The 23,786-nt window shown below is 61.6% G+C and carries 24 protein-coding genes; 9 read left to right on the top strand and 15 right to left on the bottom strand.

Annotated elements, in window-relative coordinates; genetic code table 11:
- Positions 1 to 659: 659 nt before the first annotated feature.
- From QMK50_RS16740 to QMK50_RS16720, 5 genes are all read right to left on the bottom strand, one after another.
- A complete protein-coding gene (locus QMK50_RS16740) occupies positions 660 to 1,673 on the bottom strand; it encodes an AI-2E family transporter (RefSeq protein WP_095169528.1) in 1,014 nt (337 codons plus the stop codon).
- Between the two features lie 127 nt (positions 1,674 to 1,800).
- A complete protein-coding gene (locus QMK50_RS16735; RefSeq protein ID WP_095169529.1) occupies positions 1,801 to 2,106 on the bottom strand; it encodes a PsiF family protein in 306 nt (101 codons plus the stop codon).
- 134 nt (positions 2,107 to 2,240) lie between these two features.
- On the bottom strand, positions 2,241 to 2,732 hold the full coding sequence (locus QMK50_RS16730; protein ID WP_320333531.1) for a hypothetical protein: 492 nt from the start codon (positions 2,730 to 2,732) through the stop codon (positions 2,241 to 2,243).
- Between the two features lie 116 nt (positions 2,733 to 2,848).
- Positions 2,849 to 3,283, bottom strand: coding sequence for a hypothetical protein (locus tag QMK50_RS16725; RefSeq protein WP_320333530.1), 435 nt, complete (start codon positions 3,281 to 3,283; stop codon positions 2,849 to 2,851).
- An 82-nt stretch (positions 3,284 to 3,365) separates the two neighbouring features.
- Complete coding sequence (locus tag QMK50_RS16720) at positions 3,366 to 4,148, bottom strand: helix-turn-helix transcriptional regulator (RefSeq protein WP_320333529.1); 783 nt, start codon at positions 4,146 to 4,148, stop codon at positions 3,366 to 3,368.
- A gap of 96 nt (positions 4,149 to 4,244) precedes the next feature.
- On the opposite strand from QMK50_RS16720, the gene QMK50_RS16715 reads away from it, so the two are divergent.
- Positions 4,245 to 5,120 (top strand): DMT family transporter, encoded by an 876-nt coding sequence (locus QMK50_RS16715; RefSeq protein ID WP_320333528.1) that lies wholly within the window; start codon positions 4,245 to 4,247, stop codon positions 5,118 to 5,120.
- 10 nt (positions 5,121 to 5,130) lie between these two features.
- Here QMK50_RS16715 and QMK50_RS16710 read toward each other — a convergent pair whose 3' ends face one another.
- On the bottom strand, positions 5,131 to 6,021 hold the full coding sequence (locus tag QMK50_RS16710) for an esterase/lipase family protein (protein WP_159993477.1): 891 nt from the start codon (positions 6,019 to 6,021) through the stop codon (positions 5,131 to 5,133).
- 238 nt (positions 6,022 to 6,259) lie between these two features.
- Here QMK50_RS16710 and QMK50_RS16705 point away from each other — a divergent pair, with 238 nt between their 5' ends.
- Positions 6,260 to 6,790 carry a ferritin-like domain-containing protein gene (locus QMK50_RS16705; protein ID WP_320333527.1) on the top strand — a complete coding sequence of 177 codons (531 nt, stop codon included), beginning with the start codon at positions 6,260 to 6,262 and terminating at the stop codon, positions 6,788 to 6,790.
- A gap of 65 nt (positions 6,791 to 6,855) precedes the next feature.
- Here the strand turns inward: QMK50_RS16705 and QMK50_RS16700 are convergent, their stop codons facing one another.
- Positions 6,856 to 8,925, bottom strand: coding sequence for an AsmA family protein (locus QMK50_RS16700; RefSeq protein ID WP_320333526.1), 2,070 nt, complete (start codon positions 8,923 to 8,925; stop codon positions 6,856 to 6,858).
- A 388-nt stretch (positions 8,926 to 9,313) separates the two neighbouring features.
- On the opposite strand from QMK50_RS16700, the gene QMK50_RS16695 reads away from it, so the two are divergent.
- The 7 genes from QMK50_RS16695 (at position 9,314) to QMK50_RS16665 (ending at position 14,266) form a co-directional block, all read left to right on the top strand.
- Positions 9,314 to 9,655, top strand: a complete 342-nt coding sequence (locus tag QMK50_RS16695; protein WP_320333525.1) for a hypothetical protein — start codon at positions 9,314 to 9,316, stop codon at positions 9,653 to 9,655.
- A gap of 168 nt (positions 9,656 to 9,823) precedes the next feature.
- Positions 9,824 to 10,456 (top strand): TetR family transcriptional regulator, encoded by a 633-nt coding sequence (locus tag QMK50_RS16690; RefSeq protein ID WP_320333524.1) that lies wholly within the window; start codon positions 9,824 to 9,826, stop codon positions 10,454 to 10,456.
- A 201-nt stretch (positions 10,457 to 10,657) separates the two neighbouring features.
- On the top strand, positions 10,658 to 11,158 hold the full coding sequence (gene ureE, locus QMK50_RS16685) for an urease accessory protein UreE (RefSeq protein ID WP_159993473.1): 501 nt from the start codon (positions 10,658 to 10,660) through the stop codon (positions 11,156 to 11,158).
- On the top strand, positions 11,155 to 11,829 hold the full coding sequence (locus QMK50_RS16680) for an urease accessory protein UreF (RefSeq protein ID WP_159993471.1): 675 nt from the start codon (positions 11,155 to 11,157) through the stop codon (positions 11,827 to 11,829). The genes ureE and QMK50_RS16680 overlap by 4 nt, the downstream gene beginning before the upstream one ends.
- 23 nt (positions 11,830 to 11,852) lie before the next feature.
- Positions 11,853 to 12,467 carry an urease accessory protein UreG gene (gene ureG, locus QMK50_RS16675; protein ID WP_095169540.1) on the top strand — a complete coding sequence of 205 codons (615 nt, stop codon included), beginning with the start codon at positions 11,853 to 11,855 and terminating at the stop codon, positions 12,465 to 12,467.
- A gap of 37 nt (positions 12,468 to 12,504) precedes the next feature.
- Entirely contained in the window at positions 12,505 to 13,077 is a 573-nt protein-coding gene (locus QMK50_RS16670) for a HupE/UreJ family protein (RefSeq protein WP_095169541.1), read from the top strand.
- A gap of 55 nt (positions 13,078 to 13,132) precedes the next feature.
- The gene (locus QMK50_RS16665; RefSeq protein ID WP_320333523.1) at positions 13,133 to 14,266 is read left to right on the top strand and encodes an AGE family epimerase/isomerase; all 1,134 of its coding nucleotides are present in this window, start codon (positions 13,133 to 13,135) and stop codon (positions 14,264 to 14,266) included.
- A 36-nt stretch (positions 14,267 to 14,302) separates the two neighbouring features.
- Here the strand turns inward: QMK50_RS16665 and QMK50_RS16660 are convergent, their stop codons facing one another.
- From QMK50_RS16660 to QMK50_RS16625, 8 genes are all read right to left on the bottom strand, one after another.
- Positions 14,303 to 15,211, bottom strand: a complete 909-nt coding sequence (locus QMK50_RS16660; RefSeq protein WP_095169543.1) for a cation diffusion facilitator family transporter — start codon at positions 15,209 to 15,211, stop codon at positions 14,303 to 14,305.
- Positions 15,212 to 15,308: 97 nt separating this feature from the next.
- Positions 15,309 to 16,076 carry an SDR family oxidoreductase gene (locus QMK50_RS16655; protein WP_095169544.1) on the bottom strand — a complete coding sequence of 256 codons (768 nt, stop codon included), beginning with the start codon at positions 16,074 to 16,076 and terminating at the stop codon, positions 15,309 to 15,311.
- A 750-nt stretch (positions 16,077 to 16,826) separates the two neighbouring features.
- Entirely contained in the window at positions 16,827 to 17,543 is a 717-nt protein-coding gene (locus QMK50_RS16650) for an ABC transporter ATP-binding protein (RefSeq protein ID WP_095169545.1), read from the bottom strand.
- Positions 17,540 to 18,412, bottom strand: coding sequence for an ABC transporter ATP-binding protein (locus tag QMK50_RS16645; protein ID WP_320333522.1), 873 nt, complete (start codon positions 18,410 to 18,412; stop codon positions 17,540 to 17,542). Before QMK50_RS16645 ends, QMK50_RS16650 begins: the two co-directional genes overlap by 4 nt.
- Positions 18,405 to 19,712 carry a high-affinity branched-chain amino acid ABC transporter permease LivM gene (gene livM / locus QMK50_RS16640; protein ID WP_095169547.1) on the bottom strand — a complete coding sequence of 436 codons (1,308 nt, stop codon included), beginning with the start codon at positions 19,710 to 19,712 and terminating at the stop codon, positions 18,405 to 18,407. The genes QMK50_RS16645 and livM overlap by 8 nt, the downstream gene beginning before the upstream one ends.
- A 3-nt stretch (positions 19,713 to 19,715) precedes the next feature.
- Positions 19,716 to 20,630 (bottom strand): ABC transporter permease subunit, encoded by a 915-nt coding sequence (locus tag QMK50_RS16635; protein WP_095169548.1) that lies wholly within the window; start codon positions 20,628 to 20,630, stop codon positions 19,716 to 19,718.
- 229 nt (positions 20,631 to 20,859) lie between these two features.
- Positions 20,860 to 21,993: a branched-chain amino acid ABC transporter substrate-binding protein gene (locus QMK50_RS16630; RefSeq protein ID WP_095169549.1), complete on the bottom strand. Its 1,134-nt coding sequence runs from the start codon at positions 21,991 to 21,993 to the stop codon at positions 20,860 to 20,862.
- Between the two features lie 363 nt (positions 21,994 to 22,356).
- On the bottom strand, positions 22,357 to 23,640 hold the full coding sequence (locus tag QMK50_RS16625) for an NAD(P)/FAD-dependent oxidoreductase (RefSeq protein WP_095169550.1): 1,284 nt from the start codon (positions 23,638 to 23,640) through the stop codon (positions 22,357 to 22,359).
- Positions 23,641 to 23,786 lie beyond the last annotated feature (146 nt).

Genomic DNA, 23,786 nt, shown 5'->3' with positions numbered 1-23,786 from the left:
CTCGCTTGGGCTCGGTGTGCCCTCACTCCGGCTTGAATCCGTGGGCCGCCGCCACGCGCCATCCATGGCGCGGGGCGGCTAACCCGGCGTCCTGCCGGGTTACCCACGGCTTCAAGCCTGCGTTCGGCCAGCGTGGTTAACGGGCGCCCAGGATCAAAAGCCAGAGCCAGAGCCAGAGCCAGATCAAAAGATTGCTGACTTCGTCAGCGTCTTAGGAAGTAGAAGCCACACCGCGCATGCCCTAGCGATCAGGTCGGCTTTTAGGCCGCCTCGCTTTGTTTTTGATCCTGGGCGCCCCGTTAACCACGCTGGCCGGAATCCGATATTGATTTGGGGGGTAAACCGGCAGGACGCCGGTTTAGCCGCACTGGGCCAGGGAGGGCCCATTGCGGCGGCCCCCAAATCAATGTCGGAGTACGGGCATGCCGAGCCTAAGCGAGGCACCGAGTGGTGGGGGTATGAGCGTTTTGCTTACTTTTGCGCTGTTCAAAAGTGAGCCGCCGTCAGGCGGAACCATAGGAGGCCATTACCGCAAGAATGGATATGTACTCGGTCACTACGCAAGCAGGTTCTCTCTCCACAGGTGCAACGTCGCACCACAGCTGTGTAGATACCTATGCCAGCGATGACGTCAGGTCAGGCAACCCACATCTCGCAGATCAAACCATCCCCGCCTGCTTCAACTCACTCTTGAGATACGCGTAGTAAATCGGCCCTGCCACCACCCCCGGCAAGCCGAACGCAGCTTCGAATACCAGCATCGCCAGGAGCAACTCCCACGACTTGGCACTGATCTGCCCGCCGACGATCCGTGCGTTGAGGAAGTACTCCAGCTTGTGGATGAAAATCAGGTAGCCCAGCGCCGCCATCGCCACCCAGATCGACAGCGATAAGCCGACGATGGTGATCAGGGTGTTGGACATCAGGTTGCCAATCACCGGCAGCAAGCCAAGCAGGAAGGTCAACACGATCAGGGTCTTGGTCAGCGGCAGGTGAATGCCGAACATCGGCAGGATCACCGCCAGGAAGATCCCGGTGAAGAAGGTGTTGAGCAGGGAAATCTTGATCTGCGCAAAAACGATGTTGCGAAAGGCCTGGACCAGCAGGTGCAGGCGGTCGAACAGCGCGGCAGCCAGGGGTTTGCGCTTGGTCAGGTCCGGCACCCGCTGCAGGGCAATGATTGCCCCCAGCACCATACCGATCAGCAAGGTGACGAACATGTGCGCCGCGTCCTTGCCCACCAGTTGCAGGTCGCTCAGGTGTTTGCTCAGCCATTCACCGATGGCCACGCGGAATTCGGCGGCACTGGCCGGCAAATAGGCGTCGACGAACGGCGGTAGCTGGCCGCGCGCCTTATCGACCACGCCCATGAATTTATCCAGCGACGCCCCGGGATTTTCCGCTTCATGCAACAGGAAGCTGAAGGCGCCGGCAAAGATCAACGCCAGCACACTGACCACCAGCGTACCCAGCAAGGCCACCGCCAACCAGCGCGCACGCCGCCCTTCGATCAGCCGTTGCAGTTGGGGGGTGAGCATGTTGACCAGTTCGTACACCAGCAACCCGGCCAGCAGGCTGGGCAACAGCCGCAAGGGCAGGACCAGCAGCAAACCACCAAAAATGATCACCCAACTGACTACCAGCAACACGTGACGCTGAGAAAACGTTGGCATACAGCCTCAAAACAAACGGCGTTAAAGGATTGGCAGTCTGCCAGCGTTCGGCCCTTGAAGCGAGCGGATGGCCGATATCGATCGGCACCACTGGCTTGAACGCTGGCCGCCAATTTGCCCTGGTAGTTTATTTTTTCTTCAGGCAATCACTCATGAAGGTTTTACGTGCCTCGCCGGTCAGCGCCTGGGTGGCTGCGGTGGCGTTGCAGGTTTTCATCTTCTCTTGTTGTGGGGTCAGGGCCTTGGCGTCATTGGCTGCCGGCTGCGCTTTGAGGCAATCGCTCATGAAGGCTTTGCGCTCGTCGCCCTTGAGGGCCTTGGTGGTGGCGTCGGCGTTGCAGGTGGTCATTTTGTTCTGTTGCGCCGTGGCGGCAAAACCCTGGGAGCAGAGCAGCAAGCCGACCATCAACAACGGGATACGCAGCATCTTCATGGAGACTTCTCCTGGTTGCTGCGCCGAGGGGCGCAGCTTGAACTGCAGTGTAGACAACAGCTGTTACAGGTTCATCCAGGAGCAGCAAACGTCAGGGCGCGATTAACCCACCCCGGTCCCGGCTTCGCAGCTCGTCAGACGGGGCCAATCGCCTGTACGTATTCCTCATAAGCCTTTATTCGGCGCTCAATGAGCTCGGCGCGAAAGCGTTCGAAAGACACCGGCTGCCCGCCGGGCTCACGATAGGTAGCGCCCAGTGCATTCGATGAGGTCCATTGGGCGTAAGAGCCTTTCTGATGCAACTTCGCAACCTTGATTGAACGCAAGGTCGAGTCATCGGTGCCCCGCGCGGGTAACGTCGGAGGACCTGGTGGCGTGTCATTGATAAAGCTGTACTCGGCAATCGCCGGCCCGGGCTCCAGGCTGATCACGGGATCAGGATCAAAGCCGAAGCAACCCTCCTGGGCCAGGTGTGCAGCGGGCAGTTCTGGCCAGGAGTCAGCGACCACCAACTCGGCGGGCTTGCTCAGGTCACCGATGAGCACGTATTGGTGGTCAAAATCGCTGGCCCTGACAATATGCACCGCAGCAGATCTTGGCTGGCTGGCCAGAATCGAAAAGGTCACCTTGGAGTTTTCCGAGCAGTTGCCGCCCATGATTTTCATCGCGGCCTGAGCTGCCTCGCCGATGGTCAGTTCGGCGGTGGCCTGGCCGGTCGCCAGGTCGATCTTCCTGAGGTTTTTCAGTTTGGCGATGGCCGAACCGCCTTTTCCCAGATGCTCGGCCTTTGATTGCCGGACAGGGGCAGCAGCTCCTTGCGCCGGGCGACGGTTCGTTGTGCCAACTGCAGATTGGCCATGGTTGGCGCGTCCACTTCAATCACTCTGCCTGGCTGCACCGGCAGATCGAAAAGCTGCGCATAGCTAAACAGGTCTGCTGCGGTATCTGACCGAGTTCCCTCGGCCGTCGTCGACTGCGCCAGCGCATCGTACTCACTGGCACGCCCGGTTTGCTTCAGATAACGCGCGGTCATGGCCAACTCCCGCTGAGCAGCGGACAGTTCCCCTCGTTGCTCGCTGAACGCATTGTCCAACACGCTGGAAAACTGTTCAGGCGTCAACAGCCCGTTCAATTCGGGTAAAAGCTCGATACTTTGCCTGAGTCTTTCTATGGCCAAGGGGCTTTCGCGCGCGTACGCGTATGAAACGTCTGGCTAATGCGTAAACACGCAATCTTTAAATCCCGCGCCATCGCACAATTCAAAACCCTTTGTTTCGACGATAGTGTTCCGGCGAACAACCGGCCTGGCGCTGAAACATCGCGGTAAAGGCCGAGGCCGTGCTGTAGCCCATATCGAAGGCGATTTCCTGGATGCTGCGTGAACTGTCCAGCGCCTCGATCGAGGCCAGAAAACGCAGGCGCTGGCGCCACTCGCCGAAACCCATGCCCAGTTCCCGCAGGCATTGACGCGCCAGCGTCCGCTCGCTGATGTGCACGTGCGCGGCCCATTGCGCCTGCGTGCGGTTGTCACCCGGGGCCGCCTGCAAGGCTTCAAGCACTGCCGACAACGCCGCGCTGCGGGCGTAGGGCAGATAGCCGTTGTGAACCGGCGCCTGGTGCAGTTGATCTATCAGCACTTCGGCCAGGCGCTGATCGGCAGCCAAGGCGGGGATTTTCACATCGCGCGCGGCGAAGTCCTTGAGGATCGCCTTGAGAATGTCGCTGATCGCCAGCGTGCAGGCCTGCGCCGGCAACTCGCGACACACCTGGGGCGCCAGGCACACCGCGCGATAGTTGATTGGCTGATCGCTGTAGAAACTGTGCTCGGTCTGCGGCGGCACCCAGATCGCATACTGGGGCGGTGACATGAAGCGGCTGCCGCCAACTTCCATGTGCAGCACACCATGGGCCGAATACTCCAGCGTGCCCCATGGGGGGCGGTGAGCGGCGGCATACAGGTGCGCGTCGAAATCGGCATAACGAAAGTACACCGGGGCGGGCAGCTCGCTGAAATCCAGCAGATCAATGTGTTTACGGCTCATGCTGTCCGGATTCAAGGGCAGGTTGTCTGAATGCAAGTATAGGCCTTGATCCAGACAGGCGGATAATCCCCCCTCATTAATGCTCTGGTTGTCCTCATGCAATACGCTTATCCCCTGCTGGCCATTTTCATCTGGGCCGGCAACACCGTAATCACCAAAATGTCGGCCGGGGCGATCTCCCCCGCCGAGATCGGCTTTTATCGCTGGCTGCTTGCCGGCCTGCTGTTCACCCCGTTCATGCTCAAGCCAGTGCTGCAGCATTGGCCGCTCATCCGCCCGAACCTGGGCAAGATCTTTGTCCTCGGCGTACTCGGCATGGCGGTGTATCAAAGCCTGGCGTACTTCGCCGCAAGCCTGACCTCGGCCACCAACATGGGCATCATCCTGTCGCTGATGCCGCTGATGTCACTGGCCATGGCCATCATCAGCCTCGGTCAGCGCCTGACCGCCGGGGCGCTGGTCGGAGCGCTGCTGTCATTTTCCGGGGTGCTGGTGGTGGTGTCGTCCGGTAGCCTGGCGACGCTGCTGGAGCATGGACTCAACCTGGGGGATGCAATGATGCTGATCGCCACCCTCGCCTATGCGATCTACAGCACCCTGTTGAAAAAATGGCAACTGCGCCTGCCGCCCCTGGTGCTGCTCTACCTGCAAGTGCTGGTGGCGGTGGTGGTGCTGTTTCCGCTGTTCGTCGCCTCGCCGAAAACCGGCCTGACCCTCCACAATGTGCCCCTGGTGCTGTACGCCTGCCTGCTGGCCTCGATGGTTGCGCCGCTGGCCTGGATGCAGGCCGTGGTGCGCCTGGGGCCAAGCCGGACCACGCAGTTTTTCAACCTGCTGCCGTTGATCACCGCACTGATTGCCGCCGTGGTGCTGCACGAACAACTGGCGTTGTACCACCTGGTGGGTGGGGCGCTGACCCTGGGCGGGGTGATTGTGTGCGAACGCTGGACCCGGGTGCTGGGCCGCAGATGATCGGCTGAGGCTAGACGCCCGCCGCCTTCAACCGCTGCGCATGTTCGACAAACAGGCGCACCGGGTCCGCACCCTTGCCCACCAGCCCGAGCGACTGGTTGACGATGTCGAAGTGATCCAGCGGGAAATCATCACCGATGACCGTGCCCAGGTGCGAGCTGTAGCGCCCGACCATGCCATCGCAGTGCCCGGCCTCGCGGACGAAGGTGCGGGCAAACAGCCGGCAACTACGGTTGGTGCCGTCGATCAGGTTGCCGCCACGATCGGTGATACCCGGCTGCAGGGTGCCCGACCACGAGTAATAACGCACACCATTGACCTCCTCGGGCCCCTGCCCGCCCCAAGTCTGCGGCAAGCCCTGTGGATAACATTGGTTGAACAGTGCCACCCCGGCGCTGGTCAGCGAGTTGTGGGAGGCGTGCACATCCACTGGCCATCGGCGCACGTGGTGGCCGGTCTCCAGCAATCCCATCAGCCAGGCGACGCCTTGTAACAGGGCACTCAGCAGCCGACCCTTGGCGCTCTCGGGCGGGTAGTGCTGGTGCAGGTAGTCCGCCAGCTCCGAGCCGTGGTTGGGACCGGCCACCGAGGTCACCGAGGCCACCAGGTCGGGGCGTTTGGCGGCGGCGTAGCGGGCGGTCAACGAGCCTTGGCTATGGCCGATCAGGTTGACCTTGCTGGCGCCGGTTTCCCGCAGGATCGCCTCGATCTGCAGCAACAACTCTTCGCCGCGCACCTCGTTGGAGTTGACCGGCGACACCTGCACCGCAATCACCTTGGCCCCGCCCCGCCGCAGCGCCGGGATGATCGCGTACCAGTACGGATACAGCACCAGGCGAACAAACCCGAGCATTCCCGGGACCAGTACCAAAGGGTAGCGAGTGGCAGTGTCTTGCGACATGGGCAAACATCCTTGTGATCGATGGGAAAGCCCGGGAGGGGATGCAAGACGTCGGCCATGACTATCGCCAGCCAGGATGACGCCTTCACGACCACTCTATGACATTCCCCCGCGCCCGCCTCAACCTCGTCATCGTGGCTCGCAACATCCGATAAAACTTTTCTCGCGGCCCATCACTCACACCTAAGGAGCACGCCAACAGAGCGTGATGCCGAGTGATCCGCCCGAGGAGATTGAGATGAGTGAGCAACAGTTGTCTGATATCAACACCCTGCGCCAGCGGGCGCGCACCCACGTCGAGAACGGCGCCGTGACCGAAGGCTATAGCGCCGACCGCGAGGAGGTGCTGCGCCTGCTCAATGAGTCGTTGGCCACTGAGTTGGTCTGCGTGCTGCGTTACAAACGTCACTACTTCATGGCCGATGGCCTGAAGGCCGCGGTGGCGGCCCAGGAGTTCCTCGAACACGCCACACAGGAAGCCGAGCACGCCGACAAACTTGCCGAGCGCATCGTGCAACTGGGGGGTGAACCGGAATTCAATCCGGACTTGCTATCGAAAAACTCCCATGCGCAATACGTCGCCGGCAATACCCTCAAGGAAATGGTCTACGAGGATTTGGTGGCCGAACGTATCGCCATCGACAGTTATCGCGAAATCATTCAGTACATCGGTGACAAGGACCCCACTACCCGCCGCCTGTTCGAAGATATCCTGGCCCAGGAAGAAGAACATGCCGACGACATGGCGGACTTGCTGAAGGACTTGTAGGTTCGCCTATTCAGCCTTGTTGTGCCGACTCACAACAAGGCTCCAACACTCGTCAAACCCGCAGATCAGTCCTTCACGGTCTTCGGCGCCTTGCCCGACTTCATCTGCTCCAGCAACGGTGCACACTGATTCGGTTCGCCACCACTGGGCGCCACCAGCGCCAGCAAACCGGCCGCCGGGCCGGCAATGACCCCCAGCGCCACCATCCCTGCGCCGCGCAGCATCAACGGCACGCCCTTGACCCCAGCATCCGGCTTGATGAACTTGCCGCGCACGTACAGCGGTGAGCGCAAGGAGATCAACCGCCAGCCCTTCGACTCGGGGGTGATGGTCAGGTCCAGTTGTTCGCTGGCCATGTTCGCCGTGCCGTCGATGTAGATGATCGCGTTCTCGGTGTCGAACACAAACAGGCGCGTGGTCGCCAAACCGCTCTTGATCCCGAAGTCGGCAGCCGCACAGTTGATCTTCACTTCCTTGTCGCCAAAGATTTTGCCAACCAGGTAGTTGCCCACGTTCAACCCGGCCAGCTCCATCAGTTCACGGCTGATCGCGCCGTCGTTGATCAGCATCTTCAGATCGCCATTGGCGCTGCCCAGCAACGCCGCCACCGAGTTGCCCCGTCCGGTTATGTCGGCATCGCCATTGAGTTCGCCGAAGCTGGTTTTCATCGGTTCAAAGGTCGGGAACAGCTGCTTGAGCTTGAAACCCCGCGCGCTCAGTTTGGCCCGGCCTTCCAGCGGCGTGGTCTGGCCGTTGAGGCGGATCTGTGCGTCCAGCTTGCCGCCCGCCACGCCAAAACGCAGTGGCTGCAGGTTGAGCTGGCCGTCATTGAGGATCACGTGGGCATACAGGTCATTGAATGGCAGTTTCTCGCTGTGGACGATGCGCTTGCCGGTGAATTCGACATCAGCGTCCATATCGCGCCAGCGTTCAGTGCGGAACTCCTCCACTGGCAGCAGCTTATCGGCCGGCTGTTTGCTGTCGCCGCCGCGGGCTTTTTGCTTGGCGTTGGAGTCGGCGCCGATCAGGGGCGCGAGGTCGGCGAACAGCAGTTGATTGGAGACCAGTGCACCGCTGAGCTTGGGTCGTGGCTGGCTGGCCACGTAGGCCAGGTTGCCATGGATGTCGCTGCCGCCGATGGTGCCGTTGAAGTCTTCATAGCGGAACTTCGCCCCCTCCGGTGCCCGCAGGTTGGCGATCAAATGACCGTCGGTAGCATAGGGCGAGGAGTCCGGCAGGGTGATGCCGGTCAATGGGTAAAGGTTGCCCAGGCTGCTGCCCGCCAGTTTCAGGCGCAGGTCCAGCGCGCCGAGGTTCAGCGGATCGGTCAGGGTCCCGGCCAGTTCGACCCGAGTATCGGCAATCCGCACTTGGGCCTGCAGTGGAAAGGGCTTGGCGGCGTCCTGCAAAGCCAGCAGGCCGCCGATCTTGCCCTGGCCCGACAGCGCCTGGCCGTGGTACTGGCCTTTGACCTGCAGGGCAAACGCATAATCCTGCGGCGCCGCCCCCTGGTCCTGGGCTTTTTTCGCGGTCTTGTCGCCGACGATATCGCTGAACGCAATTGGCTTGCCGAGTGGGTCGATCAGCAGGTCGAGACGGGTCTTGAGGCTTTGATCGTCCAGCGTTACGTGGCCCTTGTCGAAGCCGATCGCGCCAATATCCACCACCCAACTGGAAGGTTCGGCATTCGGGTCCTTGGGGTCGAAAGTGAAGGTCCAGTTGGCGCGCCCATCCGCCAGGCGCTGCAGTTGGGCATTGGGCTCGGTCAGGTCGATGCGCGGAATCACCACGCGCTGCGCCAGCAAGGCCAGCGGCGAGATCCGCAGCTCGACGCGCTTGAGGCTGACCATCTGCGGTTGTTTGGACCAGTGCGGGTTACCCAGGCTCAGGTCCTCGGCCACCACATGCGGCCATGGCACCCAGGCGCGCCAGCCACCCTCGTCGAGTTCGCGCTGCCACACCACTGACAGGTTGCCATTGATCGCAAAGGGCCGATGCAACTCCTCCGAGACCTTGGCATTGAGCGGCGGCTTGATCCGGTTCCAGTCGAAGAACGCGATGACCAACACCAAGACGGCGATCAACAACACGAGGCTGGCAAAGACCCAGGCGAGAATTTTACGGGTGCGCGTCATTGCACAAAGCTCCTGATGACTGCTCGGCGCCCGGACCGCGACGCTCGATAAAAATCCTAGGCCATAAATCGACCGACTATGAAAACTACGACTGGCAAATGGCCCGCAGGTTTAACCAAAAACCCGATTCAGCGCTAAATAGCCGCTTTTTTCCTGACCGAGTCGCCAGAATCCTGTTACCTGGGTCGCACTTTGACGGTGCACAAGCGGGTCGAAAATACCCAATCCGCTGCTGAAACGTTCCCCGCAAACCCGCGTTCTAGAGGCGCCCGGCAGAACAATCAATTCTGTTGATTATTACCATTGTCTTTATGAACTTTTATATCAATTTATCGAGAGTAGCATTGGCTCCGTACCCACTTTATCGCCCCCACACGGAGCACCGACCATGAAACGCCAATTATTGCTGAGCCTGACCCTTTCCCTCCTCGCCGCTAACGCTTTTGCATTGCCAGCGGCCGAGCAAGCCACCCCACAAGCCAAAACCGAACACTCGGTGTTCAGCCAGACCGTTGCCAAAGGTGGTTCCGACCGTCTGCTGGAACGCAACAAAATCGCCGCCGATGGCTATGACCGCACACCACAAGGCCAGACCGTTGCCGAAGGCGGCCGTGATCGCCTGGAAGAGAAAGGCCTGGTTGAAGATGGCTACGACCGTACCCCACAAGGCCAGGCTGTTGCCGAAGGTGGTGGTGACCGTGTCATCGAACGCAATAGCGCAGTGAGCTGAGCCCATGGTGGCCCTGAAAAAAGCCCGATTCCCTGGAGTCGGGCTTTGACTTTGCGTCAACCGCAACGCCCCGCTACGCCCTTGCTGTCTCCTGCCACTGAAGTTCGACGCCAGCAAAGCTGATTTGCTAGAGTGCGCCGCTGTCCCTGATTAGAAGTCAGCCGCCTGATGCTGCCCCGCGCCGAACAGAAACAACAGACCCGCAATGCCCTGATGGACGCTGCCCGCCACCTGATGGAGTGCGGCCGAGGATTCGGCAGCCTGAGCCTGCGCGAAGTAGCGAAAACCGCCGGCATAGTCCCCACCGGCTTCTATCGGCATTTTGCCGATATGGACCAACTGGGCCTGGTGCTGGTCAGCGAAGTTGGCCAGACCTTCCGCGAGACCATTCGCCTGGTGCGCCACAACGAGTTCGTCATGGGCGGGATCATCGATGCCTCGGTGCGTATCTTCCTCGACGTGGTGGCCGCCAACCGCTCGCAATTCCTGTTCCTGGCCCGCGAGCAGTACGGTGGCTCCCTGCCGGTGCGCCTGGCCATTGGCCAATTGCGCGAGAACATCAGCGCCGACCTGGCAGCGGACCTGGCCTTGATGCCCAAGCTGCAACACCTGGACCTGGCCGGCCTGTCGGTGATGGCGGACCTGATCGTCAAGAGTGTATTCGCCACCCTGCCCGACATTATCGATCCCCCCGTCGAAGCACTGCCCGAGCATCTGACCCCGCAGGCGAAGATCACCCAACAATTGCGCTTCATCTTTATCGGCCTCAAGCATTGGCAGGGGCTGGGCAGCACCGAATAAGCCCGCCGGGCCCCGTCGCCTGATCGCGCGACAAAAAGGTGCGTCCGCACGCCCTCGCGCACCAAACCACGCCACACCATCCCCCCTGGCCCCGCACCACTTTCTAGCATTCACGGGCTAGCCGAGGAAATTTCCTGCAACCATTCCTGTTGGCAAGCCCCTTGCTCTAAACCCTGCATTGTCCCTTGCCGGAAGTTTGCCATGCTGGTGATTCATCGCAGAATCGACCCTCAACCCCTCTGGGCCGCCGAGTTGCACCTGAACTTCGAGGCCCGCAGCAAAAGCCGCCTGCGCTGTTTCAGTGCCGCGGGGGAAGATGTCGGCTTGTTTCTGGAGCGCGGCCAGCCACCCCTGTTCAACGGTGAATGCCTGGAGGCCGAGGACGGTCGCATCGTGCGGGTCTGCGCCCGCCCTGAACAACTGCTGCACGTCACCTGCGCCAACGCCTTTGAACTGACCCGTGCGGCCTATCACCTGGGCAATCGCCACGTCGCCCTGCAAGTGGGCGATGGCTGGCTGCGCCTGCTCGACGACTATGTGCTCAAGGCCATGCTCGAGCAGTTAGGCGCCCGCACCGTCAGTATCGAGGCGCCGTTCCAGCCGGAGCACGGTGCCTACGGTGGCGGCCATCACCATTCGCGCCACGGCGACGAAGACTTCAACTACGCCCCCAAACTGCATCAGTTCGGCGTACGCCTGTGAATCCCGCCTGGGCGCTGCTACGCCTGGCCAGTCCACAGTTGCCGATTGGCGGCTACAGCTATTCCCAAGGCCTGGAAATGGCAGTGGACAACGGCCGCGTCAGCGACCCGTCGACCGCCAGGCGCTGGATCAGCGACCAGTTGCTGCTCAACCTCGCACGCTTTGAGGCGCCCTTGCTGCTCGCCCACTGCAACGCTGCCGCCAGCGCAGACTGGCCGCAGTTGTCGAGCCTCTGTGAGCAGCACCGCGCCAGCCGCGAAACCCGCGAGCTGCACCAGGAAAGCCGGCAGATGGGCTACTCCCTGCAACAACTGCTCAGCGGCTTGCCGGAGTTGGACCCACCTGCCCGAGCATTTCTCGAGCGCTGCCACGAGCCCCATCTGGCCCTGTGCTGGGCGCTGGCCGCCCGCGCTTGGCACATCACCCCGCAGGACGCCCTGGCGGCCTGGCTGTGGAGCTGGCTGGAAAACCAGCTGGCGGTGCTGATGAAAACCCTGCCGCTGGGCCAGCAAGCGGCGCAGCGCCTGACCAGCCAATTGCTGCCGCTGCTGCAACAGGCGCAGCAGGACGCCAGCCGAATCAATCCCGAACACCTCGGCAGCGCCGCGTTCGGTCTATCCCTGGCGTGCATGGCCCATGAGCGCCAGTACAGCCGCCTGTTCCGTTCCTAGGGCCGGTCATTTTGGAGAATCACATGAACACACAACCTCTGCGTGTCGGTATCGGCGGCCCGGTCGGCTCCGGCAAAACCGCCCTGACCCTGGCCCTGTGCCTGGCGCTGCGTGAGCGCTACAACCTGGCAGTGGTGACCAACGACATCTATACCCGCGAAGACGCCGATTTCCTGGTGCGCAACCAAGCGCTGGCCCCGGAGCGGATCATTGGCGTGGAGACCGGTGGCTGCCCGCACACGGCGATTCGCGAAGACGCCTCGATCAACCTCGAGGCGGTGGATCAACTGAACCGGCGCTTTCCGGGACTGGACCTGATCCTAGTGGAGTCCGGCGGCGACAACCTGTCGGCGACCTTCAGCCCCGAGCTGTCCGACCTGACCATCTACGTGATCGACGTCTCGGCGGGTGACAAGCTGCCGCGCAAGGGCGGGCCGGGGATCTGCAAGTCCGACCTGCTGGTGATCAACAAGATCGACCTGGCCCCACTGGTGGGCGCCTCCTTGAGCCTGATGGACAGCGACACCCAGCGCATGCGCAACGGCAAACCCTTTGTCTTCAGCAATCAGAAAACCGGCCAGGGCCTGGAACAGATCATTGCCTTCATTGAACGCCAGGGACTGCTGACCGCGGCCTGACAGTTATCCACAAGACACTCGCAAAGGAAGCCTATCCATGACACTCAAACGCCTATTTGCCGCCGCGGCCCTGCTGCTCACCCCGGCCCTCGCCTTCGCTCACCCGGGCCATGGCGACAACGGCTTACTGGCCGGCATCAGCCATCCCATCGGCGGCCTCGATCACCTGCTGGCGATGCTCGCCGTCGGTTTGTGGGCTGCGCAACAACAAGGTGCCGCACGCTGGGCACTGCCCTGCACGTTCGTCGGCACCATGCTGCTGGGCGGATTTCTTGGGTTCGAGGGCTTGAGCCTGCCGGCCCTGGAAAGCGGCATTGCGGCCTCGGTGCTGGCGCTGGGCCTGGCGGTGGCGCTCGCGGTGCGACCAGCCCTGAGCCTGGCCGTTGGCGCGACCGCCCTGTTTGCCCTGTTCCACGGCGTGGCCCACGGCCTGGAGCTACCCGAGATGTCCAGCCCGTGGACCTACGCCGGCGGCTTCGTCATTGCCACCGCCAGCCTGCATGCTGCCGGGTACGCCCTGGTGCGCGTGTTGCCACAAGCCGCCGCGCCGCTGGTACGCCTGGCCGGTGCAGCATCGGCGGCGACCGGGGCCTGGCTGCTCGCGGGGTAAGGGGGGCAGCTGCTACCATGTCGCGCAAACACTCCTGCCGTGACGACGCCAGCCAATGCCCGATGCTCCCCGCTCTGCCTCCCAGCCTGAACTGACCGCTCTGTTTGCCACTGTGCAGCAGCATTTTCGCGGCGTGATCGTGCCTCTGTGGCAGGGTCCGGGCTGGAATGCGCAGATGGCATTGCCCTACGAAGCCCTGGATGCCCGGCACCAGCCATTGCCGCCCCAGCGCTATCGGGCCATGGCCTGCGCGCGCCAGTTGTACCTGTTCGCCAGCCTGATCGGTGAAGTGCCGGCGGCCGAGGAGCGGGCTGCGGCGCTGTTCCGTTCGTTGCAACAGCACTTTCATGATAGCGAGCATGGCGGCTGGTTCTACAGCATCGACCCCCAGGGTGCGCCGCTGGATCAGCGCAAGGACCTCTACACCCACGCCTTCATCCTCTTCGCCTGCGCCCATTACTGGGCCAAGGTGCGTGAGCCGCTGGTGGAGTCGGTGCTCAACGCCGCCCTGCAGGTGCTGGCCCAGCACTTCGCCACTGGCAACGGCCTGTACGAAGCGAGCCTGGACCGCGACTGGTCGTCACTCGGCGCAGGCCCCCTGCAAAACCCGCTGATGCACCTGGCCGAAGCCTTCCTGGCCACCCTGGCGGTGCGCGAGGACCTGGCCGTCGAGGCGGCACTCAAGGCGTTGTGCGCCGCCATGCAGCAGCACTTCATCGACCCGCAGCACGGGGTGATGATGGAGAAGCCGCTGGGGGCTGTGGATAACTGGTTTGAGCCGGGGCATCAGTTCGAATGGTTTTTCCTGCTGGAGGCCTCGCCGACCCTGCGCGGCTCGGCGCTGCATGCTTCGCTGGACCGCGCCTTCGCCTTCACCGAACAACGGGGGGTGGAGCCGCAGACTGGGGCCGTCGCCGCCATGCTCGACCTGGTGGAGGGTCAACAGCCGCGCGATGCCACCCAGCGCATCTGGGCCCAGGCCGAATACCTGCGTGCCCTGACCTTGCGCCCGGCCAGCCAGGCTGCGCTGTTGCACCAGTTACAAGCCTTGCAGCAACGTTTCCTGCACGCCGGCGGCTGGCACGAATGCCTGGACGCCAGCGGTACCGTCAGCCGCCAGGATATGCCGTCGACCACGCCCTACCACCTGGCGACCTGTTATCGCGGGTTGGCTGAGTATCTGGGTTGAGCTAAACCCCGCTTTCGCGACAAATCGCCTCGGTCGTCAGCCAGCAATCCACTTCGGATCAGCGGTAAAGCTGATGGTCAGCCATCGCGCGGCATCCGGCTTGCCCAATTGCGCCGAAATCTGCTCACGCAGGGCATCCAGCGTCGCCACGCCCTCCAGCCGGTAATCCACCGGCAACACCACGTGAATCTCGATAAACCGCGCCCGCCCGTGTTTCTGCACGTAGCTGACGTAGTCGGCAAAACCGTGCTCGGCCTTGGCCGCGTCCATTACCTGGCGCACCTTGTCATCCAGTTGATCGGGGGCAATCCCCAGCACATCGCGCAGCGCCGGGCGCAGGATCTTCCAGGCCGGTGCCAGCATGCTCAAGGCCAGCAGGATCAGGATCAGCGGGTCGACGTACAGGGCCCACTGGCCATACCCCTGGGTCTTGAGCAGCAGCGCCGTGAGAAAGCTCACCAGCAAGCCCACCGATAGCATTGCATCCACCAGCCAGCTGATGTTGTCGAACTGGATCAACGTGGACTTGAGCGCGCGATTGCGCTGACGGATGTAGAAGAAATAGGCGAACTCGACAACGGTAAACACCGCCGCATAGACGATCACCAAGCCCAACTCGATCTCGCGGCCACCGTTGATGATGCCGAACACACCGTTGAGAAAGGCGTAGATCGCAATCAGCAGCAGGAAGCTGCCTTCAATCAACAGCACCATGGGCTCCAGGTGCCAGAAACCGAACTGGAAACGCTGATTGCTTTGCTTGGCGATCAGCTTGGCGGTGATCAACATCAGGACCTTGATGAAGGTCGCGATCAACGAAAAGAAACCATCGAACAGGATGGATTGGGACCCGGAAACAAAACCCGTGACGATCCCGGCGATCGCCACGGCCAACATCAGGACGGTCGATTGCTTGAGCAGTGCCTGCTCACCTCGGTTACTCACATGGCCTCCTTGTGAACCCGGACAACCGCGACATGCGGTGGGGGTTCAACAAGGAGTGTACCTTATGCCCTGTTTTGGCCGAATCGGCGCCTGCGTCTTACCCCTTGGCGTTACGATCAATCGCAAAGCCACCCCAGGTCTGGCTCACGGGCATCAGTTCCAGGCGGTTGATGTTGATGTGCGCCGGCGCGTTGAGCACCCAGAAGATGGTGTCGGCAATGTCTTGCGGCTGGATCGGCTCAGCCCCGGCATAGGTCGCGTCGTAGCGCGCCTGGTCGCCAGCAAAGCGCACCAGCGAGAACTCGCTCTCGCACAGGCCCGGCTCGATGTTGCTGACACGCACGCCAGTGCCCTGCAGGTCGCACCGCAGGTTCAACGAGAACTGTTTGACGAAAGCCTTGCTCGCGCCATACACGTGGCTGCCCGGGTACGGGTAGTTGCCGGCGATGGAGCCCAGGTTGATGATCCCGGCGCCACGACCGTGGGCGATCAGGCGGGGCAACAACAGACGCGTGCTGTACATCAGGCCCTTGATGTTGGTGTCGACCATGGTGTCCCAATCGTCGAGGTCGCACTTGGGTGCCGGGTCCACACCCAGGGCCAGGCCGGCGTTGTTGATCAGCCCGCGCAGCGTGGCAAAGGACGGCGGCAGGTTGGCAATGGCCGCTTCCATCGCCTGGCGATCCCGCACATCGAGCACCAGGCCATGGACCTCGGTCTGCTTCGACAATTCGGCGCACAGGGCATTCAGACGCTCTTCACGACGCCCCGTCAGCACCAGTTTCCAGCCAGCCTCGGCAAAACGACGGGCGCAGGCTTCACCAAAACCGGATGTGGCGCCGGTAATAAACAGGGTGTTGGACATCGTGCTCTCCTGGATTGGGCTGATCCACAGCCTTGAAATCGATTAACTAGCGGCAGCATGCCCGGCCACGTTCCGAGGGGCAACCTCGGGTTTTCTGGACAAAAAACAACCAACTCGGCCGAGCCCTTGTGGACCGTGGCCCGCAGCCAACTGCACGCACCTTATCCACAGCCCCGTCCACAATCTTTGGGGGCAAGTACAAAAGCCTGGGCACCGCTATCCACAAGGCTTTGCGGGCAGATTGAAAAGTTTTTTGCTTGACCGAGGCCGCCCCACGTGTCGCCCTCCCGGGTTGAACCCGACCGGCCGGTCAAATTGGCGATGGCTTCAGCCAGCAAATTCGCTGCTTTGCGAAGTCTTTCCAGAGTTTAACCACAGACTTATCCACAGGCTGCGAGGGCGATTTTCACCTGCATCCGGCGGCCAATAAAAAGGTTGACAATCCAGGCTCAGGGCCATGCCAAAGCCGCTGTGCAAAAATCAACCACAAGCTTGCAAGCCACGTAAACAAAGGCCTGCAGCGAGTTGCACCCACGTTACCCACAGCCAGCTCCACAGCAAACGGGGACAAGTCAAAACTGTGGAAAAACAGCCATTTGCAGCGTCTTTATGTCGCGCTTTGACAGCTGTTGAATATTGTTTTCCACATTTTCCGTTTCACCCCGAAAATCCACGATCAAGCCTCCATAACAACAAAAAAAACGCCCTGAGGGCCGGAGCCGTCAGGGCGTTGGTTTGCCGCTTGCCGGTCTAGTGACCGCCAAGGTAAGCGTTGCGCACCTCTTCGTTCACCAGCAGCTCCTTGCCGGTACCGGTCAGGCGGATCTGCCCGTTGACCATCACATAGGCGCGATCCGACAGGCGCAGGGCATGGTTGGCGTTCTGCTCCACCAGGAAGATGGTCATGCCGGTCTTGGCCAGCTCGCGCAAGGTGGCGAAGATCTGCTTCACCACGATCGGCGCCAGCCCCAGGCTCGGCTCATCGAGCAACAACAGCTTGGGCCGGCTCATCAAGGCACGCGCAATGGCGAGCATCTGCTGCTCGCCACCGGACATGGTCATGGCCCGCTGGGTCCGACGCTCCTTGAGTCGCGGGAACAGCTCGAACATGCGCTGCATGTCTTCGCTGGCGTACTTGTCGCCGATGGGAATGGTGCCCATCAGCAGGTTTTCCTCGACGGTCATGTCGGGGAATACCCGCCGTCCTTCCGGCGACTGCGCGATGCCGTTGGAGGCGATGTAGTGGGACGACTTGTGGGTGATATCCACCCCCTGGTAGATGATCTGCCCGTCAGCGGCCCGGGGCTGGCCGAAGATCGACATCAGCAGGGTCGATTTACCGGCACCGTTGGAGCCGATCAGGCTCACGGTTTCGCCTTCGTTGATGTGCAGCGAGACTTTTTTCAGGGCCTGGATTGGCCCGTAGAACACGTCCAGCTCCTTGAGTTCGAGAATCGGTTGGCTCATACCAGCTCCTCTTCATCGGCACCCAGGTAGGCGGCGATCACTTTCGGGTCGTTGCGAATGGCTTCGGGTCCGCCCTCGGCGATCACGTTGCCGTGGTCCAGCACCACGATGTGGTCGGAAATGCTCATTACCATGCCCATGTCGTGTTCAATCAGCACCACGGTCAGATCGTGCTCGTCGCGCAGCAGCCGGATCATCGCGCTCAGCGCTTCGGTTTCCTGAGGGTTGAGACCGGCGGCCGGTTCGTCGAGGCAGATGATCTGCGGCCGCGTGCACATGGCCCGGGCGATTTCCAGGCGGCGCTGCTGGCCGTAGGACAGTTCACCGGCCAAGCGGTTGGCGCAGTCCACCAGGTCAACCACTTCCAGCCAATAGAACGCGCAGTCCAGCGCATCGCTTTCGGCCTTGCGGTAGCCCTTGGTGTTGAGGATCCCAGCCAGCAGGCTGCGGTTGACCCACATGTGCTGGGCCACCAGCAGGTTTTCCAGCACCGACATTTCCTTGAACAGGCGAATGTTCTGGAACGTACGCGCCAAGCCGGCGCGGTTCACCAGGTGAGTGCCACCGAACATTTTGTAGTACAGCCGGCTGACGAAGTTTTTCGGCGAGACGAAATCGCTGGCCTTGAAGGACTCGCCCAGCAACTGGATGACGTTGGTAGCCTGGCCACGGGTATTGAGTTCGATCTTGCCGCCGGAGGCCTTGTAGAAGCCGGTCAGGCAGTTGAACACGGTGGTCTTGCCGGCACCGTTGGGGCCGATCAGGGCAAAGATCGAGTTGCGATGGACCTTGAGGCTGACGTCACTGAGGGCCTTGATGCCGCCGAAGTGCATCATCAGTTTTTCTACCGAGAGTACGACTTCACTCATGGCGCTGCCCTCTTTCATACGCAATGGCACCTTTACGTGGAGTCACACCGGTACGGCTGATCCGAATCAGGCCGCGCGGTCGCCAGATCATCATCAACACCATCAGGATGCCGAACAGCAGCACCCGGTACTCGGCGAAGCCGCGCAGCAGCTCCGGGGCCACGGTCAGCACGAACGCGGCGATCACCACGCCGATGGTCGACCCCATGCCGCCGAGCACCACGATCGCCAGGATCAGTGCCGACTCGAAGAAGGTGAACGAGGTCGGGTTGACGAAGCCCTGGTAGGTAGCAAAGAACACCCCGGCCAGGCCCGCGGTCGAGGCACCGATGGTGAACGCCGAGAGCTTCACCAGCACGTGGTTCAGGCCCATGGAGCGGCAGGCGATTTCATCTTCGCGCAAGGCTTCCCAGGCGCGGCCGACCGGCATGCGGGTCAGGCGATGCTTGATGTACAGCACTGCCAGCACTACCAGGAACAGCACCGCGTAGATGAAGTAGTACTTCACGTCCGGGTTGTAGGCGATCCCGAAGAACTCATGGAACGGCACCCCGCCCTCTTTGGCGCGCTTGCCGAACTCCAGGCCGAAGAAGGTTGGCAGCGGTGCAGCCATGCCGTTCGGACCGCCCGTCAGCGACAGCCAGTTGTTGAGGATCAGGCGAATGATTTCACCAAAACCCAGGGTCACGATGGCCAGGTAGTCGCCGTGCAGGCGCAGCACCGGGAAACCGAGGATGCAGCCGGCCAACGCGGCCGTGATCGCCGCCAGTGGCAGCACCGTCCAGAAACCCAGCCCGAGGTATTGATAACCCAGCGCCAGGCCATAGGCACCGATGGCGTAGAAGGCCACGTAGCCCAGGTCGAGCAGCCCTGCCAGGCCCACCACGATGTTCAGGCCCAAGCCCAGCAGCACGTAGATCAGGCCCAGGATCACTACACCCAGCAAGTAGGAGTTGGAGAAGAACGGAAAGACCACGGCGATGACGATCAGCAGCGGGATGATCCAGCGCAGCCGCGACTTGTAGTCCGGCGCCAGCACGTGCACGCCGGAGCCAGTGGACTCGAAACCTTCGAGGATCCGCCGGCCCTTGGGCGACTGCAGGAACAGGCTCAGGGCGAAACGTCCGGCCATGACCACGGCAATGATCCAGGCAACGCGCTTGGGTTCCAGGTTGAAGCTGTAGCCATCCAGCACGACCCCGACAATGGGGCCAAAGACGATCAGGGCAATCAGGCCGGCAAGAATCGCGTCGACCACACTTTCTTTGACATCAATGGATTTTTTATGGGTTGAAGACATCGCTTACACCTTCGACACAAGAGGACGGCCGAGCAGGCCTTGGGGCCGAAAGACCAGAACAAGCACCAGCAGCGAGAAGCTGAAGACGTCCTTGTAGTCCGAGTTGACCAGACCGGAGAACAACGACTCGGAAATGCCCAGGATGATTCCGCCGAGCATCGCCCCGGGCAGTGAGCCGATACCGCCCAGGACCGCTGCGGTGAAGGCCTTGATGCCGATGACGAAGCCTGCGTAGAAGTCGAAGGTGCCGTAGTTCATGGTGATCAGCACGCCGGCCAGGGCCGCCATCGCTGCACCGATGATGAACACGTAGGAAATCACCCGGTCGGTGTTGATCCCCAGGATCGAGGCCATCTTGCGGTCTTGCTGCGTGGCACGGCACATGCGGCCGAGCTTGGTGTACTTGATGACGTAGGTCAGCAGCGCCATGCCGGCGAATGCCGCGACCAGGATGAAGATCTTGGTGTAGGTCAGTTGCACGAACCCGTCACCGATGTCCACGCGCCAGGCACCGGTCAGCAGTGTCGGAACCCCTTGTTGGCGGGCGCCCTGGCTGATTTGTGCATAGTTTTGCAGGATCAGGGAAATACCGATGGCACTGATCAGCGGTGCCAGGCGGGTCGAGTTGCGCAGCGGTTTGTAGGCGACACGCTCGATGACCCAGCCATACACCCCGGTAACGATGATGGTGAAGATCAACGTGCCGAGCATCAACAGCGGGAAGGATTCGATACCGAAGTAAGCCAGCAGTGCCAGACTGATTGCCGCGAGGTAAGCGGAAATCATGTAAACCTCGCCGTGGGCGAAGTTGATCATGCCAATGATGCCATAGACCATTGTGTAGCCGATGGCGATCAGGCCATAGACCGACCCGAGGGTCAGGCCATTGACCAGTTGCTGCAGGAAAATACCATCCATAACGCTATCTCACGCAGTGAGAACCCGCACCCTTGTCGGGGTGCGGTTCTTCTAAGGAAAATACAGATTTACGTCGCAGTAATGTCAGACAGGCCACCGCAGCCCCCTTGTGGGAGCTGGCTTGCCAGCGATAGCGGTAGATCATTCAACAGAGTTGTCGACTGTCAGGCCGTCATCGCGGGCAAGCCCGCTCCCACAGGGAATGTGGCGTCCGCTTGATCAAGTGCCGTTATTTCTGTTTTTCCAGCTGGTGATATTTACCGTCCTTGTCCCACTGGTAGACCACGTAGTCGGAGACTTTCAGGTCGCCCTTGGCGTCCCAGGTCTTCTCGCCCATCACGGTCTTGACCGGGTTGGCCTTGAGCCACTTGGCGGCGTCTTCGCCCTTGTTCGACTTCGCGCCGTTGAAGCCTGCAGCCAGGGCCTGGACCGAAGCGTAGGCGTACAGGGTGTAGCCTTCAGGCTCGGTGCCAGCCTTGCGGAAGGCATCCACGACCGTCTTGCTCTCTGGCAGCATGCGTGGGTCGGCGCCGAAGGTCATCAGCACGCCATCGACGTATTGCGGGCCACCAGCGGTGGTGACCAACTCGTCGGTGACGATGCCGTCATCGGACATGAACTTGACGTCTTTCAGGCCTTCGGTACGCAGTTGCTTGACCAGCGGACCGGCTTCCGGGTGCAGGCCGCCGAAATACACCACGTCGGCACCGGCCGCGCGGATCTTGGTGACCACGGCGCTGAAGTCTTTTTCGCCGCGGGTCAGGCCTTCATACAGCACCGGCGTTACGCCGCGCTTTACCAACTGGGCCTTGGTTGCGTCCGCCAGGCCCTGGCCGTAGGTGTCCTTGTCGTGCAGCACGACGACTTTTTTGCCCTTGAGCACATCGACGATGTAGTCGCCGGCCACGATGCCTTGCTGGTCGTCACGCCCGCACATACGGAACATGGCGCTCAGGCCGCGCTCGGTGACCTGTGGGTTGGTGGAACCCGGGGTGATCGCGATGATCCCGGCTTCGTCGTAGATTTCCGAGGCTGGAATAGTCGAGGAGGAGCAGAAGTGACCGACCACGCCGGCAACTTTCTGGTTGGTGAGGTCCTTGGCGACCGTCACTGCCTGTTTTGGCTCGCAGGCGTCATCGCCCTTGACCAGCACGATCTTCTCGCCATTCACGCCGCCTGCGGCGTTCACGGCGTCGGCCGCTGCCTGTGCACCCTTCATGTACTGCTCGCCAAATGCCGCGTTGGCGCCCGTCATCGGACCCGCTACACCGATCTTGAGGTCGGCCTGAGCAAACGCAGAAACACCCAACGCAGCAGCCACTGCGAGGGCCAGAAAGCCTTTCTTGTAAAACGTCTGGGACATGAGGTGGTGCTCCAAGGTTTTTTTTAGTTGGCACTGCAACTTCACTGAATGCTCAGAGCAAGGGCCGTGCCATCGGTTTTTTATTCTTGAGCAAGTCGTTGCCTTATTGTTTTTTCGACAGTTTTGGGCCCATTTTCATTGGGCGTGCAACCGTCTAGATCGCAGAAGGTGAAACCGTTATTTTTTAAGGGTGAAACCTTCGCGTGCCACCATTGCAACCGTCAGCAGAAACGACGTGCAACCAACCTGTAACAGCCCGCGTCACCGAACTGCACACTGCTGGTGCGGGACTGCTACAACCCGCACCATTACAGGCTAGACGTTACCGCCGAAAGTGCCGCGCCCAAGGGCAAATTCCCTTGTTTAAATGACAATCCGCAGGCACTGGCCCGCGTGATAGAGGGAGAACCCGGTTTCGTACAGGCAACTGCGCAAACCCACGCCCAGCACTGGCTGCATGGGTGCGAAGGGAATCGGCAAGGCTTGCGGATCACCGTGGCACAGGTAGTCGGCGAAGGCTTTGCCGACCACGGTACCGGTGGTCACTCCACGGCCGTTGTAGCCAGTGACGGCGACCAGGCCGGGCGCTGGCTCGAACAGGCGCATCAGGTGATCGGGGGTAAAGGCGATGCAGCCGGTCCAGGTGCACTCCCAGTCCACCGGTTTGAGGTAGGGGAAATAGTGTTGCTGCACCCGATCGGCCCAGGCCTTGAGGAACCAGGCGGGCTTGCGGTTGCCATTGCCCAGGCTGCCGAGCAACAGGCGACCGTCCTGGTCACGGCGAATGCTGCTCAGGACCTGGCGGGTGTCCCAGGAACCCTGGCCGCCTGGCAGGATCTGCTGCGCGGCTTCTTCGGTCAGGGGCGCCGAAGCGACCTGGTAGTAGTAACCCGGGAAAAAGTTACGCCGCAGCTCGGTCCAGTCACCCTCGGTGTAAGCGTTGGAAGCGATCACTACCTGTTCGGCGAGAACCGCGCCCTCGGCGGTGTGTACTGCCCACAGCTGGCCCTGGCGCTCCAGCCGGGTCACCGCTGAGTGGTCGAACAACTGGCCACCCAGGTCGGCGGCGGCCTTGGCCAGGCCACTGGTGTAGGCCATTGGATTGAGTGTGCCAGCGCGGCGATCAAGCAGCGCGGCGGCGATTTTCCTGGTCCCGGTGGCTTGCTCACAGGCCGCTCCGGTCAACAGTTCGACCGGGGCGCCGCGACGTTTCCATTGCGCTTCGCGGCTGCGCAGATCGGTTTCGCCAGTACGGTTGTGGGCCATGTGCAGCGTGCCCTCACGGCGCAACTGGCAGTCGATGCGGTACTTGTCGATCAGGCTGAACACCAGCGCGGGGGCCGCGCCGAGCATACGATTGAGCTGACTGCCGACGACTTCGCCAAAACCCTCTTCAATCTCGTCCGGGGGAATCCACATGCCGGCGTTCACCAGCCCGACGTTGCGCCCCGAACCGCCCTGGCCGCAGCGCTGAGCCTCAAGTACACAGACGCTCTTGCCCTGTTCCAGCAAATGCACGGCCGCCGACAAGCCGGTGAAGCCGGCGCCGATCACGCAGACATCGGCCCGCACCTCGCCCTTGAGCGCCGCCCGGTCAGGCCGTTGCGGCGTCAGTTTTTCCCATAAGCATTCTTCGCGTAACGGCATTGCCAGACTCCGATCAGAAACCGAACCCACACAATTCAATGTGGGAGCGAGCCTGCTCGCGATTGCCATCAGCCAGCCAACAACGATGCTGGCTGACAAGACGCTATCGCGAGCAGGCTCGCTCCCACTGGGGACTACCGCTCGAC

Origin of the sequence: Pseudomonas sp. P5_152, from assembly GCF_033989915.1 — a bacterium.
Classification (GTDB): domain Bacteria; phylum Pseudomonadota; class Gammaproteobacteria; order Pseudomonadales; family Pseudomonadaceae; genus Aquipseudomonas.
The sequence above is the reverse complement of the archived record's forward strand: the minus strand, read 5'-3'. Positions and strand labels throughout refer to the sequence as shown.

Bases quoted from the DNA above. Each gene is read 5' to 3' on its own strand.
- QMK50_RS16630 (WP_095169549.1), bottom strand. From the start codon at position 21,993: ATGTCCCAGACGTTTTACAAGAAAGGCTTTCTGGCCCTCGCAGTGGCT.
- QMK50_RS16715 (WP_320333528.1), top strand. From the start codon at position 4,245: ATGCAATACGCTTATCCCCTGCTGGCCATTTTCATCTGGGCCGGCAAC.
- QMK50_RS16625 (WP_095169550.1), bottom strand. From the start codon at position 23,640: ATGCCGTTACGCGAAGAATGCTTATGGGAAAAACTGACGCCGCAACGG.
- QMK50_RS16740 (WP_095169528.1), bottom strand. From the start codon at position 1,673: ATGCCAACGTTTTCTCAGCGTCACGTGTTGCTGGTAGTCAGTTGGGTG.
- QMK50_RS16695 (WP_320333525.1), top strand. From the start codon at position 9,314: ATGAAACGCCAATTATTGCTGAGCCTGACCCTTTCCCTCCTCGCCGCT.
- QMK50_RS16720 (WP_320333529.1), bottom strand. From the start codon at position 4,148: ATGAGCCGTAAACACATTGATCTGCTGGATTTCAGCGAGCTGCCCGCC.
- QMK50_RS16670 (WP_095169541.1), top strand. From the start codon at position 12,505: ATGACACTCAAACGCCTATTTGCCGCCGCGGCCCTGCTGCTCACCCCG.
- QMK50_RS16700 (WP_320333526.1), bottom strand. From the start codon at position 8,925: ATGACGCGCACCCGTAAAATTCTCGCCTGGGTCTTTGCCAGCCTCGTG.
- ureG (WP_095169540.1), top strand. From the start codon at position 11,853: ATGAACACACAACCTCTGCGTGTCGGTATCGGCGGCCCGGTCGGCTCC.
- livM (WP_095169547.1), bottom strand. From the start codon at position 19,712: ATGTCTTCAACCCATAAAAAATCCATTGATGTCAAAGAAAGTGTGGTC.
- QMK50_RS16645 (WP_320333522.1), bottom strand. From the start codon at position 18,412: ATGAGTGAAGTCGTACTCTCGGTAGAAAAACTGATGATGCACTTCGGC.
- QMK50_RS16735 (WP_095169529.1), bottom strand. From the start codon at position 2,106: ATGAAGATGCTGCGTATCCCGTTGTTGATGGTCGGCTTGCTGCTCTGC.
- QMK50_RS16710 (WP_159993477.1), bottom strand. From the start codon at position 6,021: ATGTCGCAAGACACTGCCACTCGCTACCCTTTGGTACTGGTCCCGGGA.
- QMK50_RS16650 (WP_095169545.1), bottom strand. From the start codon at position 17,543: ATGAGCCAACCGATTCTCGAACTCAAGGAGCTGGACGTGTTCTACGGG.
- QMK50_RS16665 (WP_320333523.1), top strand. From the start codon at position 13,133: ATGCCCGATGCTCCCCGCTCTGCCTCCCAGCCTGAACTGACCGCTCTG.
- QMK50_RS16655 (WP_095169544.1), bottom strand. From the start codon at position 16,076: ATGTCCAACACCCTGTTTATTACCGGCGCCACATCCGGTTTTGGTGAA.
- QMK50_RS16635 (WP_095169548.1), bottom strand. From the start codon at position 20,630: ATGGATGGTATTTTCCTGCAGCAACTGGTCAATGGCCTGACCCTCGGG.
- QMK50_RS16705 (WP_320333527.1), top strand. From the start codon at position 6,260: ATGAGTGAGCAACAGTTGTCTGATATCAACACCCTGCGCCAGCGGGCG.
- ureE (WP_159993473.1), top strand. From the start codon at position 10,658: ATGCTGGTGATTCATCGCAGAATCGACCCTCAACCCCTCTGGGCCGCC.
- QMK50_RS16690 (WP_320333524.1), top strand. From the start codon at position 9,824: ATGCTGCCCCGCGCCGAACAGAAACAACAGACCCGCAATGCCCTGATG.